Raw genomic sequence first — 13,561 nt, 5'->3', positions numbered from 1 at the left:
AAGGAGCACCGTGGACGCGGTCAAAATCGGCCTCCAGGTCCTCCTGGTCCTGGGTGGCCTCTTCCTCACCCTGCTCATCCTGCTCCACAAGGGCAAGGGCGGTGGCCTCTCCGACATGTTCGGCGGAGGCATGTCCACCTCCCTCGGTGGGTCCTCGGTCGCGGAGCGCAACCTCGACCGCATCACGTATGCCGTGGCCATCGTCTGGTTCGTCTGCGTCGTCGGCCTGGGTGTGCTCGACCGGTTCTCCTCCTGAGATTCGCTTCCTGACCCGAGAGAAGGTTGATGTCGATGTCTGGTGGTAACGCGATCCGCGGCAGCCGCGTCGGTGCCGGTCCGATGGGCGAGGCCGAGCGCGGGGACTCAGCCCCCCGGGTGCACGTCTCGTTCTGGTGCACCAACGGTCACGAGACGCGACCGAGCTTCGCGCAGGAGCACGACCTCGAGGTGCCCGAGACCTGGGACTGCCCGCGGTGCGGCCTCCCCGCCGGCCAGGACAAGGACAACCCGCCGGCCCCGGTCAAGGTCGAGCCCTACAAGACCCATCTCGCCTACGTGAAGGAGCGCCGTTCTGACAAGGACGGCGAAGCGATCCTCGACGAGGCGCTCGGGTCGTTGCGACAGCGCGGACTCATCCAATAGGCACACACCTCCGTGTCAGACACCTCAGCCCCGGCCGGAATGGCCGGGGCTGACGTCGTCCGTGGGTCTGTGCAGCGTTCGCCCAGCCTCACAGGTTCGCGGCAGCCTCCGCATCGATGAGCCACAGGGTGCGCTGCTCGCCTTTGACCTGGGCCGCGGAGCTGTAGGCAGGACCGGCGCCCGCGACACCGTTGGCCACGGCCTTGGCCTTGTCGGCGCCGGCGACGACGAACCACACCTCACGGGACCGACGCAGGGCCTCGAAGGTCAGGCTGACGCGGTCCGGGGGCGGCTTGGGGGAGTCGTGCACCGCGACGGCGATGGCGTCCGTGCTCTGCTGGGCGGGGTGTCCCGGGAAGAGCGAGGCGACGTGGCCGTCCGGCCCGACGCCGAGGATCGTGACGTCGAACGCACCCGCGCCGCTCGCGCGGACGAGCTCCCCGTATGCCGTGGCGCTGGCCTCCGCGCTCTCGGACGCATCCGGCCCGAGCACCCGGTGGACTTTCGCCGGGTCGAGGGGGAGGGCGGCCAGCCCGGCCGCGTCGTTCTGGACGTCGTTGCGGTCCTTGTCACCTGCGGGGAGGTAGCGCTCGTCGCCCCACCACAGCTCGACCCGGGACCAGTCCACCGCGGCGCGCGCCGGGAGCGCTGCCATGGACGCCCAGATCGCCGAGCCGAGCGAGCCCCCCGTGAGTGAGACGTGCGCGACGTCCTGGGTGGCGAGGGCGTCGGCGATGGCGGTCACGAGGCGGGCGGCGATGGCGTCGCTCAGCTCCTGGGTGCCGGGATGCACGACGACGTCGACATCGTGGACCTGGCTGAGGTCGTTGGCTCCGGTCATGTGCGATGTCCTCTCAGGATGACTTCTTGCGCTTGGCCCGGGCCTTGTCGAGCTTGCGGGCCGCGGCCTCCTTGACCTGCGCGGGGTCGTCGTCCTTCTTCGGCATGGGCGCGTTGACCATGGCCGCGCTGGCACCGACCTTGGTCTCGCGCCGGATCCGGGCGGCGTCGGCGCGGGCCTCGGCCACGGACGGGCTGAGGCCCTTGCGCTGGGCCTCGCTGGACGTGCGCCGGCTGTGGACGACCGACGCCAGGCTCTCCCGCAGGGCGTCGGCGTAGACCTCGTCCGGGTCGAGCCGGCGGAGCTCGTCGGCAAGGCACTCGGCGTCGCTGCGCGGGGGCAGGGCGATGGTGCGCTCCGGTCGACCCGGCTGCGACAGTGTCGCCGTCGTCCCGTTCTGGGGGCGGACGAGGTCGAGGGGTCCACCGGGTCGGTCGAGGCGGACGCTGATGATGCCCGACCCCTGGCGGGAGGGCACCAGGGTGACCGGGCAGCGCAGCCTCTTCGCGAGCCACCCGGCGAGGAGGGTCGCCGACGGTGAGTCGGACGCGCCCGTGACGGTGACCGAGACCACCGGTTCGAAGGGGGCCTGGTCAAGGGCTGCGGTGAGGAGTGCTCGCCACAGGGTCACGCGAGACCAGGAGAGGTCGGTGTCACCTGGCGAGTAGGTCGCCGCCAGGCGCGCGAGCGGGCCCCTGGGCGCACCCTTGGACCGCGAGACGTCGGTGACCCGTCGCTGGGCCATCTGACCGATGGGGTCGTGGGCCGGGTCCTTGGGCGGCTCCGTGGGCCACCACGCCACGATCGGGGCGTCGGCGAGCAGGAGGGGAGTGACGACCGATCGCCCGTGCGAGGCGAGCGGGCCGTAGAGCCGGAGGACGACGACCTCGCTGGCCCCGGCATCTCCGCCGATCCGGATCTGACCGTCGAGCCGGGCGGCGCCGCGACGGTTGGCGATGACCACCACGATGATGCGGCAGGGGTGCTGGCGGCTCGCGTCGTTGGCGGTCTCGATCGCGGCATCGGCGTCGCTCTCGTCGACGACGACGACCAGCGTGAGCACGCGGGTGAGAGCCATGGACCCGGTGTCGGAGCGCAGCCGGACGAGCCTCTTGGAGATGTCCACCGTCGTCGTGCTGGGCAGGTCGACGATCACGGAAGCCTCCAGGTGCGGCCGTCGCGGCTCATGAGGTCGTCGGCGCTCGGTGGGCCCCACGTGCCGGAGGTGTACTGGTCGATGCGTGCGGTGTTCTTGGCCCAGAACTCCTCGATCGGGTCGAGGATCTCCCAGGAGAGCTCGACCTCCTCATGACGCGGGAAGAGCGGCGGCTCTCCGAGGAGGACGTCGAGGATGAGTCGCTCATAGGCCTCGGGTGAGCTCTCGGTGAAGGCCCGGCCGTAGCCGAAGTCCATCGTCACGTCGCGCACCTCCATCTGGGCGCCGGGCACCTTGGCACCGAAGCGCATGGTCACACCCTCGTCGGGCTGGACCCTGATGACGACGGCGTTCTGGCCGAGCTCCTCGGTGGCGGTGTCGGAGAACGGCAGATGGGGAGCCTTCTTGAAGACGACCGCGATCTCGGTGACCCGCTTGCCCAGGCGCTTGCCGGTGCGCAGGTAGAACGGGACTCCCGCCCAACGGCGGGTGTCGATCTCCAGCTTGACCGCGGCATACGTCTCGGTCGTCGAGCTCTTGCCCACGCCGTCCTCGGCGAGGTAGGAACGGACCTCCTCGCCGCCCTGCCATCCCTTGGCGTACTGCCCGCGTGCGGTCCCCTTGTCGAGGTCCTTGGGCAGCCGGACCGCCGAGAGGACCTTCTCCTTCTCGCTGCGGAGGTGGTCGGCGGCGAACGAGACCGGCTCCTCCATCGCCGTGAGGGCAAGGAGCTGGAGGAGGTGGTTCTGGATGACGTCACGGGCGGCGCCGATGCCGTCGTAGTAGCCGGCGCGGCCGCCGATGCCGATGTCCTCGGCCATCGTGATCTGGACGTGGTCGACGTAGTGGCTGTTCCAGACCGGCTCGAACATCTGGTTGGCGAAGCGCAGGGCGAGGAGGTTCTGGACGGTCTCCTTGCCGAGGTAGTGGTCGATCCGGAAGACCGAGTCCGCGGGGAACACGTCAGCGACGATCTCGTTGAGCTCGCGGGCGCTCTTGAGGTCATGCCCGAACGGCTTCTCGATGACCACGCGCCGCCACGAGCCGGGAGCTGCCGTGGACAGGCCAGATCGCTTCAGCTGCTCACAGACCGTGGCGAAGAACGACGGGGGGATGGACAGGTAGAAGGCGTGGTTGCCGCCCGTGCCCCGCTGCTCGTCGAGGTCCTTGACCGTCTCGGCGAGGAGGTCGAAGGCCTTGGGGTCGTCGAACGTGCCCGGCACGAACCGGATGCCCTCGGCGAGCGCGCGCCACACGTCCTCCCGGAACGGGGTGCGGGAGCGCTCCTTGACCGACTCGTAGACGATCTTGCCGAAGTCCTGGTCGGCCCAGTCGCGACGAGCGAAACCGATGAGCGAGAAGCCAGGTGGCAGCAGACCACGGTTGGCGAGGTCATAGATCGCCGGCATGAGCTTCTTGGTGGCGAGGTCCCCGGTGACGCCGAACAGCACGAGGCTGCACGGGCCGGCGATGCGGGGCAGCCTCTTGTCGCGCGGATCCCGGAGGGGGTTGTGGGTGGCAGTGATGCGCGCCGGACTCATCAGGCTCCTGGGTTCGAGAGGGCCGACCGCACCTGACCCAGGCCGCGCCCGTGGGAGGTGAGGTGCAGGCGAAGGACGGGTCGGCCGTGCTCGGCGAGGACCTGGGCGTCGCCACCGGCCTGCGCCGCGATGAACTCCCCGAAGGTGAACTCGCGACCCGGGACCGCGAGGTCCTCCTCGGGAGCCGCGGTGACCTGGATGAAGACACCGTTGGCCGGGCCACCCTTGTGGTACTGACCGGTCGAGTGGAGGAAGCGTGGGCCCCACCCGAAGGTCACCGGCCGGCCGGTGTGGTCGAAGAGCTCGCGGGCCACCTGCTCGAGGTCGGCGTCCTGCTCGCGGTCGAGGTAGGCCATGACGGCGACATAGCCAGCCTTCTCGTCGAGCTGGGACAGGAGAGCGGACACGGCACCGGGGAGCGTGCGCTCGTCACCGAGCCAGCTCCCGCCCAGGGCGCGTACCTCGACGGAACCGTCGACGAAAGCCGGTTCCTCCTGAGCCGATCCAGCCTGGTCGAGCAGACCTCGGGCAGCCTCCTTGGCGCTCTCGACGTCGGGCTGGTCGAACGGGTTGATCCCGAGCAGTCGACCGGCGATGGCTGTCGCGGCCTCCCAGAGCAGGAGCTGCGCGCCGAGCGTGCCGGCGACCGTGATGACCGATCCACTGTCTCCGAGGTCCTCCTCGGGGACGACATCGGCCGGGCCCGGCGTCTCCGCCGCGATCGAGTCCGGGTGGCGCGGCCTGCCGTCGACGACGGTCGCGACCCCGTCGTCGGTCAGGGCGCTGCTGCCGTCGACGCCCTCGTCATCGTCGTCGCCACCGGTGGCGACCAGGCGCACGACGTTGGCATCGGCGTAGGTGTGCTGAGGGGCCTCGCCGTCGGCGACGACGGGCAGGATGCCGGTGCCGTCCTTGCCGGTGGACTCGGCGATGAGCTGTTCGGCCCATGCGCCGAAGCCGATGTTCTCGGTGCCGGCGTCGACGAGCACGAGCTTGTCGCGCAGCGGCTCGGTGCCGGCCATCGCCGCGGCCAGCCGCAGCGCCGGGTTGCCCTCGTCGTCGGCCGCGAGGAGGTCGGCCACCGCCTCGGCGTCGTCGAGGAGCGCGCCGACGTCGGCACCGGCGAGGCCGGAGGGCACGAGCCCGAAAGCGGTGAGGGCGGAGTAGCGACCGCCCACGTCGGGGTCGGCGTTGATGACGCGGAAGCCGGCCGTGCGGGCCTCGCCGTCGAGGGGGCTGCCCGGGTCGGTGACGACGATGATCCGGCGGGTCGCGTCGACGCCGGCGTCGGTGAAGGCCTGCTCGAAGGCCCGCCGCTGCGAGTCGGTCTCGACGGTCGAGCCCGACTTGGACGAGACGACGACGGCGGTCTTGCGCAGGTCGGTCGAGACGGCCCGACGCACGACGTCGGGGGCCGAGGAGTCGAGGATGACGATGTCGACGCCGGCGGTGGCGCAGATGACCTCCGGGGCGAGCGAGGATCCGCCCATGCCGCAGAGGACGATCCGCGAGACGCCCTCGCCGCGCAGCTCCTCACGCAGGGCGGCGATCTCGCCGAGCAACGGGCGGGAGGAGCGGGGGAGCCCGACCCAGGAGAGCCGCTTGCCCGCCTCATCCTCGGCGGCGTCGCCCCAGAGCGTCGCGTCCTGCGCGAAGAGCTTGCTCGCCACCTGGTCCTTGACCAGCTGCGGGACGTGCCTCGAGATGGCGTCGGCGGCAGCGCCGCGAGCGGTGATCTCCAGGCTGCTCATCGAGAAGCCTTGTCGAGCTCGGACTGCACGCCGTCGAGCAGCTCTCCCCACGACTTCTCGAACTTGTCGACGCCTTCCTTCTCGAGCAGGGCGGTGACCTCGGAGTAGGAGATGCCCAGCCGCTCGAGGGCGTCGAGGACCTCCGCCGCCTCCTCGTACGTGCCCTCGATCGTGTTGCCGGTGACCTCGCCGTGGTCCGCGACGGCGTCGAGCGTCTTCTCCGGCATGGTGTTGACGGTCCCGGGAGCGACGAGCTCGGTGACATACATGGTGTCGGGGTATGCCGGGTCCTTGACGCCCGTGGACGCCCACAGCGGCCGCTGTGGCTTGGCACCGTCGGCCTCGAGGTTCTTCCAGCGCGGTGTCGAGAAGACCTCCTCGTAGGCCTGGTAGGCCAGCCGCGCGTTGGCGATGGCGGCCTTGCCCTTGAGGCTCTTGGCGGTGTCGGCGTGCTCGCCGTCGATGGCATCGAGCCGCTTGTCCACCTCGCTGTCGACCCGGGAGACGAAGAACGAGGCCACGGATGCGATGTGGGCGACATCCTTGCCGCGCTCACGGGCCTGCTCCAGACCCGTGAGGAAGGCGTTCATCACCGCGCGGTAGCGGTCGAGGCTGAAGATGAGGGTGACGTTGACCGAGATGCCCTCGGCCATGACGCGGGTGATCGCCGGAAGGCCCTCGACGGTGGCCGGGATCTTGACGAGGAGGTTGGGGCGGTCGACGAGCTCGCGGAGCTCCTTGGCCTGGGCCACGGTCCCGTCGGTGTCGTGGGCCAGCCGCGGGTCGACCTCGATGGAGACCCGGCCGTCCAGCCCGTCCGTGGCCTCGAAGACGGGCAGGAGGACGTCGCAGGCGTCGCGGACGTCCTGGGTGGTGAGCGCAGTCACGGCCTCGTCGATCGTCTTCTTGTCGGCCGCGAGCTGGGCGACCTGCTCGCTGTAGCTCTCGCCGTCGGAGAGGGCGACCTGGAAGATCGAGGGGTTCGTCGTCACGCCGACGACGCCCTTGGTGTCGATGACCTCCTGGAGGTTGCCCGACGTGAGCCGCTCGCGGCTCAGGTCGTCGAGCCAGATCGAGACGCCGTTGGCGGCGAGGTCCTTGAGTGCGGTGTTGTCAGTCATGAGGGGTCACTTCCCAGCCGTTGCCGCGCTCTTGGCGGCAGGCTTCTTGGTGGTGGGCACGTCCGTGCCGGTGTCCTTGCGGGTGCGGGGAGCGGTCTCGATCGAGCCGACGACCCCGGTGCCGGCCTTGGCGGCCTTGATCGAGTCCTTGGCCGCCCTGACGACGGCCTGGGGCGTGAAGCCGAACTCGGTGAAGAGGGTCGCGGCGTCGGCCGAGGCACCGAAGTGCTCGATGCTGATCGATCGACCAGCATCTCCGACGATGTCTCGCCAGCCCTGTGCCACACCGGCTTCGATGCTCACCCGGGCACGGGTCGCGGGCGGGAGCACCTTGTCGCGGTAGGCCTTGGTCTGGTTGTCGAACCACTCGCGGCACGGCATCGAGACGACGCGGGTGGGGACCCCGGACTTCTCGAGAGCGAGCCGGGCCTCGAGCGCCACGGACACCTCGGAGCCGGTCGCCACGAGGATGACCTCGGGCTTGGCCTTGCCGTCGTCACCGGCGTCGATGAGCACGTAGCCACCCTTGGCGACGTTGTCGGCCTTCGCGTGCGTCTTGCGGTCGATGGTCGGCAGGGCCTGCCGGCTGAGTGCCAGCGCCGCCGTGGTGCCGTTGCGCAGGATCGCGGCCCAGGCGGCGGCCGTCTCGTTGGCATCGGCCGGGCGGACGACGTCGAGCCCGGGCATGGCGCGCAGTGCGGCGAGGTGCTCGATCGGCTGGTGGGTGGGACCGTCCTCGCCGAGGCCGATGGAGTCGTGGGTCCAGACGTAGGTCACCGGCAGCTGCTGGATCGCAGCCAGGCGCACGGCCGGTCGCATGTAGTCCGAGAAGACGAGGAACGTGCCGCCGTAGGGCTTCGTGAGCCCTTCGAGGGCAATCCCGTTGAGGATCATCCCCATCGCGTTCTCGCGGATGCCGAAGTGGAGGGTGCGGCCGTAGGGACCGCCCTTCCAGGCCTGCGTCTGCTTCGACTTCGGGACGAAGGACGGCTCGCCCTCCATGGTCGTGTTGTTGGACTCGGCGAGGTCGGCCGAGCCACCCCACAGCTCGGGCATGACCGGTGCCAGGGCTCCGAGGACCTTGCCCGAGGCGGCGCGGGTGGCGATGCCCTTCTCGTCGGCGGGGAAGGTCGGCAGGGCAGCGTCGAGCCCGTCGGGGAGGTCCCCGGCGACGAGCCGGTCGAGCAGCGTCGCGGCGTCCTTGTTCTTGCGGCGCCACGCGGCATACGTCGTGTTCCACGCCTTGTGCGCGGCCTTGCCGCGTGCCTTGACCTGGCGCGCGTGGGCGAGGACGGCCTTGTCGACCTCGAAGGTCTTCCTGGGGTCGAAGCCGAGCAGCTCCTTGAGGCCGGAGATCTCCTCGTCACCCAGCGCCGAGCCGTGCGACTTGCCCGTGCCCTTCTTGGTGGGTGCCGGCCACGCGATGACCGTGTGCAGGCGGACGAGCGTCGGCCTGGCCGACTTCTTGCTTTTGGTGAGCGCGTCGAGCAGGGCGTCGACGTCCTCGACGTAGTCGGCGCCACCGGCCGGGTCGGTGCTCTGGCGCCAGTCGACGTCGGCGACCTCCCAGCCGTAGGCCTCGTAGCGCTTGGCCACGTCCTCGGAGAAGGAGATGTCGGTGTCGTCCTCGATGGAGATCTGGTTGGCGTCGTAGATCACGGTGAGGTTGCCGAGCTCCTGGTGCCCGGCGAGTGAGCTGGCCTCGGACGCCACACCCTCCATGAGGTCGCCGTCCGAGGCGATGACCCACACGTGGTGGTCGAACGGGCTCTGTCCGGGCTTCGCGTCGGGGTCGAGCAGGCCGCGCTGACGGCGCTGGGCCATGGCCATGCCGACGGCAGAGGCGAGGCCGGAGCCCAGGGGACCGGTCGTGATCTCGACGCCCGGGGTGTGGTGCACCTCGGGGTGGCCCGGGGTCAGCGAACCCCACGTGCGCAGCGCCTTGAGGTCCTTGAGCTCGAGTCCGTAGCCGGAGAGGTAGAGCTGGATGTACTGGGTGAGGCTGGAGTGGCCGCACGAGAGGACGAACCGGTCACGCCCGAGCCAGGTCGGGTCCGACGGGTCGTGCGTCATGACGTTCTGGAAGAGCAGGTATGCCGCAGGCGCCAGGCTCATCGCCGTGCCGGGGTGACCGTTGCCGACCTTCTGCACGGCATCGGCTGCGAGGACACGGACCGTGTCGACGGCCTTGACGTCGAGGTCGTTCCACTTCGCCTTGCGGGCCGTGGGGCGGGCGATCTCGGTGGAGCGAGTGGCGGTCGCTGCGGAGGCGCGGCGGGTCTTGGCCCGGCCTGCCTTCGTCGGGGTGGTGGTCACGTGGAGCCTCTCTGACGTCGAGCAAATGTGATGCAGGTCAAACCATTGATTCCCAGCCTAGACCGCAGCCTGCCGGTGGGAGCGACGGCGTCCGTCCCGGTTAGACTCACGTTGACTTCATCGCCCCACCGCACCGCGAACTACCCCGAAGGACGCCGTGGCAACCGCCCCGATCAGCACCGCCTCGCCGGCCATGCCGGCGACTGGCTGGAAGCGATCGCTGGGCAACTACATCGCCCTGACGAAGCCGCGCATCATCGAGCTGCTGCTCGTGACAACGGTTCCGGTGATGTTCCTCGCGGAGCGCGGGGTCCCCAACCTCTGGCTCGTGTTCGCGACGCTCATCGGCGGCAGCTTGAGTGCCGGCGCAGCCAACACGTTCAACTGTGTCTATGACCGCGACATCGACGCCCTCATGGACCGCACGAAGAACCGGCCGATGGTGACGGGTGAGATCACCCCGAGGGCGGGACTGCTCTTCGGCGTCGCGCTCACTGCTCTGTCGACAGCGTGGTTCGTCGTGTTCGTCAACGTCGCCTCGGCCCTGCTGTCGTTGGCAGCGATCGTCCTGTATGCCGTGCTCTACACGATGATCCTCAAGCGACGGACCTCGCAGAACATCGTCTGGGGTGGCGTCGCCGGGTGCATGCCGACCCTCATCGGCTGGTCCGCGGTGACCGGTTCGGTGGGGTGGCCGGCCGTCATCCTCTTCCTCGTCATCTTCTTCTGGACGCCACCGCACTACTGGCCGCTGTCCATGGCCTTCAGGGACGACTACGCCAACGCCCACGTCCCGATGCTCCCGGTCGAGCGCGGCGCGCTGGCGGTGGCCCGGCAGATCGTGGCGTACAGCTGGGTCATGGTCGCGGTGTCCCTGGCGCTCGTGCCCGTGGCCGACATGGGCTGGATCTATCTCGCCGCCGCCGTCGTCAGCGGTGCCGTGTTCATCGGCGAGGCGCACCGGCTCCTCCACCTCGCCAAGCAGGGGGCGGCCACCAAGGTGCTCAAGCCCATGCGCCTCTTCCACTTCTCGATCACCTACGTGACGCTGCTCTTCCTCGCCGTCGCGATCGACCCGCTGGCCCACCTCGCCATCGGCTGATCCGGCAGGTCACGGCCGGTCCGGTAGGGGCCGACGAAGACGGACAGCGACACGACGGCGTGGAGCGCGGCCATGACGAGGATCGTCTCGCGCACCCCGATCCACGTGCCGAGCCCGCCTGCCACCAGCCCCGCGAGCGGCATCGTCCCGAAGTTGAGGACGGCCGAGGTGGCAGTGGTGCGGCCGAGGAGCTCGGGTGGGGTGTAGCGCACGCGGAACGACGACCTCACGACGTTGGCGCCGACCACACCGATACCGACGAAGAACGCACCCAACGGCAGCAGCACCACGCCGACACCCGGGAAGGCGAGGCCCTCGATGACGGCGACGGGACCGCCGAGGACCTGCAGCCATCTCAGTGCCCCGGCGTTGCCGAGCCAGGCCGTGGTGCGGGCCGCCAGGGTCGCGCCCAGGAGGCCGCCGATCGACCCGAGCGCCATGACGACGCCGACGGCTCCCGGCTCGAGCTCCAGGTCGCGCACCATGAACAGGACCATGAGCGCCCAGAACCCCGTGAGCGCGAAGTTGCTCAGCCCGCCCTGGATGGAGAAGAACCTGAGGTAGGGGTCACGGGCCACGATCGAGATGCCCTCGCGGATCTGTCGGACCATCGGTTGTCGGTCCGGCAGGTCGGGCGCCGGACCGAGCTCCTGGGGGCGCATGCGCGCCAGGCACACCCACGAGGCAAGGAAGCTCACGACGTCGATCACCACGGCATACGCGGCCGAGAAGAGCTGCACGAGAACCCCGCCCAGCCCGGGACCGCCGACCTGCATCGCCGACTCGGTCCCGTAGATGCGCGCATTTGCGCGCTCCAGGTCGGGGCTCGCGACCACCCGCGGGACGAACGCCGTGTAGGCCGTCCGGAAGAAGACGGTGCAGCAGCCCAGTGCCAGCGCGGTCACCACCAGGTGGGGGAGGGTGAGCAGGTCCATGGCCCACGCGAGCGGAACACTGGCGACGGCCAGGGCACCGACGAGGTCGGCGGCCATCATGACGCGGCGGGGGTCGGAGCGGTCCACCCAGGCTCCCGCGACGAGGCCGAGCACGAGCCACGGGAGCCAGATGGCTCCGGCCAGGATGCCCATCCAGAAGGGGCCGGCACCGAACTCGGTCACGGCGATCAACGGGAAGATCACGGTGGTCGTCATCGAGCCGAGGACGCTGATCCCCTCGCCGGCCCACAGCAGCCGGAAGTTGCGGTTGCCGACGAGCGACGGCGGGAGCGCGTCCAGCTCGCTGGTGGTGGTCACGGCTGCGCCGGGAATCCGCGCGAGAACACGAAGACCGGCTCGCGCTCTGCGCCGTCGTCGGGGAGCTCCCGCTGGCTCCACCTCACGAGCACCTCCACGAGCTCCTCGGCGACCTCACGCAGCTCTGCGGGCGTGAGGCGCATCCAGTTCTGGGTCGCGAAGGCGGCGTCGTCCCACTCGGGCACCGTCGCCGCGTTGGCGTTCCACTCCTGGACGCGCTCGAACTGACGCTGCACGGTGAGCGCCTCGGCGGCATACGCAGCCGAGACGGCCGCCGTGTCCGATGCGAAGTCCGCGCGGGACCACCGGGTGCCCGGGTCGACGAGGCGCCACCAGCGCTCTCGCCGGTCCTTGGCGAGCTCGGGGGCCTCCTCGACGAGGCCGGCCTCGCTCAGCACCTTGAGGTGGTGGCTCGCCGAGCCGACGGCCTGACCCGTGCGGGCAGCCAGCGCCGAGGCCGTGGATGGCCCGTCGACCTTGAGGGCGTCCATCATCCGCGAACGGAACGCGTTGGCCATCGCCGACAGGGCCTTGGCATCGGTGATCGTGCGGACGCCGTCGGGGGACCGGCCATCGGGGTTCGTGGGTCTCGTCACACGACCGACGCTAGACCCACAAGCACTCTTGTGCAACTAGTCTTGTGCAATCTTCCGGAGCGAGACGAGGCCGTTGGCCAGGGCCACGACGAGGGTGGCCGCGCCGAGCATGTGCGCCAGGACGAGGACCTCGGGCAGGTCGGTGAGGTACTGGACGTAGCCGATCGCCCCCTGCGCCAGCGTCACCACCAGCACGCCCCGCCAGGCCGCACCGACCGACACCGGCGCGGAGGAGAGCCGGGTCGCCAGCCAGACCGCGACGACGAGGCCGATGAAGAGCATGACGGCGTCGGCGTGCAGCCACGAGATGGTGCGCGGGTCGAACCCGAACCGTGCTGGCGCGTCGGCATCTCCGGAGTGCGGGCCCGACCCGGTGACGACCGTGCCGAGGGTGAGCACGACGGCCGCGACGGCCGTGGTGAGCCAGGCGACGCGGCGCACGAGGGCGGGGACGAGCAGGACTGGTGGGCCGTCGGTCTCGTGCCGGGCGAACCACAGGTATGCCGCGGTGGCCACCAGCCCTGCGGACACGAGGAAATGGGCCGCGACCGTCACGGGATGAAGCTCGGTGAGCACCGTGACACCGCCGAGGACAGCCTGGACGACGACGCCGACCAGCACCGCTGCAGCCGCGACCTTGAGGCGCCGCACCGGCGCCCATCGCCACACGACGACCACGGCGAGGATCGCGATGAGTCCGACGAGACCGGTGAGCGTGCGGTTGCCGAACTCGATGACCTTGTGGATGCCCTCGGCCTGCTCCCGGACGGGAACGTAGGAGCCCGGGACGCACTCGGGCCACGTCGGGCAACCCAGCCCGCTGCCGGTCAGGCGGACGAGACCGCCCGTGACGATGATGGCCACCTGAGCCACGAGGTTGGCCAGGAGGATTCGGTGGTAGCTCTGGGGGAACGGCGTGCTCACCCCATGCAGGGTATGGGAGGAGGCACTGGTGCCCGACGCCCGGCTCCGGCCGGGGGTGCGAGCGAGCCCGACCGCCCCCCGGGGTCCAGGACAGCGGGAGTGTAGGTCCCGTTGCCCCTCTTGACCATTCCCTGACCCGTTCTTGACCGATGGTGTGCAGGGGAGTGGACAAGGTCCGGGTTTGGCAAAGGCTTGGTCAGTTTCGTTGACGCGCACGTCAACCCAGCGGTTGGGTTCGGAGCGCGCCGTAGCCCGTGGCCCACCCGAGCCGCCCGGAGGGGGACGACGCTCTCAAACCCGTGGCCGCCCGTCATCCCG

Annotated in this window: 12 protein-coding genes; 3 read left to right on the top strand and 9 right to left on the bottom strand. The window is 70.2% G+C overall.

The genetic code is table 11. From position 1 onward, the window contains the following. The first annotated feature begins 10 nt into the window (after nucleotides 1-10). Together secG and ACFQW8_RS17410 are read left to right on the top strand one after the other, a co-directional pair. Entirely contained in the window at nucleotides 11-256 is a 246-nt protein-coding gene (gene secG / locus ACFQW8_RS17415) for a preprotein translocase subunit SecG (protein ID WP_380089559.1), read from the top strand. 35 nt (nucleotides 257-291) lie between these two features. Then, on the top strand, nucleotides 292-642 hold the full coding sequence (locus tag ACFQW8_RS17410) for an RNA polymerase-binding protein RbpA (RefSeq protein ID WP_380089557.1): 351 nt from the start codon (nucleotides 292-294) through the stop codon (nucleotides 640-642). An 88-nt stretch (nucleotides 643-730) separates the two neighbouring features. Here the strand turns inward: ACFQW8_RS17410 and pgl are convergent, their stop codons facing one another. The 6 genes from pgl to tkt are packed head-to-tail and all read right to left on the bottom strand — an operon-like array spanning nucleotide 731 to nucleotide 9,368. Next, entirely contained in the window at nucleotides 731-1,483 is a 753-nt protein-coding gene (gene pgl, locus ACFQW8_RS17405) for a 6-phosphogluconolactonase (protein WP_380089556.1), read from the bottom strand. Between the two features lie 13 nt (nucleotides 1,484-1,496). Beyond that, nucleotides 1,497-2,639 carry a glucose-6-phosphate dehydrogenase assembly protein OpcA gene (locus tag ACFQW8_RS17400; RefSeq protein ID WP_380089555.1) on the bottom strand — a complete coding sequence of 381 codons (1,143 nt, stop codon included), beginning with the start codon at nucleotides 2,637-2,639 and terminating at the stop codon, nucleotides 1,497-1,499. Then, the gene (gene zwf, locus ACFQW8_RS17395; RefSeq protein ID WP_380089553.1) at nucleotides 2,636-4,180 is read right to left on the bottom strand and encodes a glucose-6-phosphate dehydrogenase; all 1,545 of its coding nucleotides are present in this window, start codon (nucleotides 4,178-4,180) and stop codon (nucleotides 2,636-2,638) included. Before zwf ends, ACFQW8_RS17400 begins: the two co-directional genes overlap by 4 nt. Then, complete coding sequence (locus tag ACFQW8_RS17390; protein ID WP_380089552.1) at nucleotides 4,180-5,931, bottom strand: glucose-6-phosphate isomerase; 1,752 nt, start codon at nucleotides 5,929-5,931, stop codon at nucleotides 4,180-4,182. Before ACFQW8_RS17390 ends, zwf begins: the two co-directional genes overlap by 1 nt. Next, complete coding sequence (gene tal, locus ACFQW8_RS17385) at nucleotides 5,928-7,052, bottom strand: transaldolase (protein ID WP_380089549.1); 1,125 nt, start codon at nucleotides 7,050-7,052, stop codon at nucleotides 5,928-5,930. The genes ACFQW8_RS17390 and tal overlap by 4 nt, the downstream gene beginning before the upstream one ends. 6 nt (nucleotides 7,053-7,058) lie before the next feature. Then, nucleotides 7,059-9,368: a transketolase gene (gene tkt, locus ACFQW8_RS17380; RefSeq protein ID WP_380089547.1), complete on the bottom strand. Its 2,310-nt coding sequence runs from the start codon at nucleotides 9,366-9,368 to the stop codon at nucleotides 7,059-7,061. A gap of 193 nt (nucleotides 9,369-9,561) precedes the next feature. Between tkt and ACFQW8_RS17375 the strand changes: the two genes are divergently transcribed. Next, nucleotides 9,562-10,470, top strand: a complete 909-nt coding sequence (locus tag ACFQW8_RS17375; protein ID WP_380089815.1) for a heme o synthase — start codon at nucleotides 9,562-9,564, stop codon at nucleotides 10,468-10,470. Here the strand turns inward: ACFQW8_RS17375 and ACFQW8_RS17370 are convergent. The 3 genes from ACFQW8_RS17370 to ACFQW8_RS17360 are packed head-to-tail and all read right to left on the bottom strand — an operon-like array spanning nucleotide 10,407 to nucleotide 13,243. Next, nucleotides 10,407-11,723: an MFS transporter gene (locus ACFQW8_RS17370; RefSeq protein WP_380089545.1), complete on the bottom strand. Its 1,317-nt coding sequence runs from the start codon at nucleotides 11,721-11,723 to the stop codon at nucleotides 10,407-10,409. The two genes, ACFQW8_RS17375 and ACFQW8_RS17370, sit on opposite strands and share 64 nt — an antisense overlap. Continuing rightward, entirely contained in the window at nucleotides 11,720-12,319 is a 600-nt protein-coding gene (locus ACFQW8_RS17365) for an ArsR/SmtB family transcription factor (protein ID WP_380089543.1), read from the bottom strand. The genes ACFQW8_RS17370 and ACFQW8_RS17365 overlap by 4 nt, the downstream gene beginning before the upstream one ends. 36 nt (nucleotides 12,320-12,355) lie before the next feature. Next, nucleotides 12,356-13,243, bottom strand: coding sequence for a COX15/CtaA family protein (locus ACFQW8_RS17360; RefSeq protein ID WP_380089542.1), 888 nt, complete (start codon nucleotides 13,241-13,243; stop codon nucleotides 12,356-12,358). Nucleotides 13,244-13,561 lie beyond the last annotated feature (318 nt).

The organism is Knoellia altitudinis (assembly GCF_042666355.1).
Classification (GTDB): domain Bacteria; phylum Actinomycetota; class Actinomycetes; order Actinomycetales; family Dermatophilaceae; genus Knoellia; species Knoellia altitudinis.
Note: the sequence above shows the minus strand (reverse complement) of the source record. Positions and strands in the feature narration are given on the sequence as shown.

Bases quoted from the DNA above. Each gene is read 5' to 3' on its own strand.
- ACFQW8_RS17410 (WP_380089557.1), top strand. From the start codon at position 292: ATGTCTGGTGGTAACGCGATCCGCGGCAGCCGCGTCGGTGCCGGTCCG.
- pgl (WP_380089556.1), bottom strand. From the start codon at position 1,483: ATGACCGGAGCCAACGACCTCAGCCAGGTCCACGATGTCGACGTCGTC.
- zwf (WP_380089553.1), bottom strand. From the start codon at position 4,180: ATGAGTCCGGCGCGCATCACTGCCACCCACAACCCCCTCCGGGATCCG.
- ACFQW8_RS17390 (WP_380089552.1), bottom strand. From the start codon at position 5,931: ATGAGCAGCCTGGAGATCACCGCTCGCGGCGCTGCCGCCGACGCCATC.
- tal (WP_380089549.1), bottom strand. From the start codon at position 7,052: ATGACTGACAACACCGCACTCAAGGACCTCGCCGCCAACGGCGTCTCG.
- ACFQW8_RS17375 (WP_380089815.1), top strand. From the start codon at position 9,562: ATGCCGGCGACTGGCTGGAAGCGATCGCTGGGCAACTACATCGCCCTG.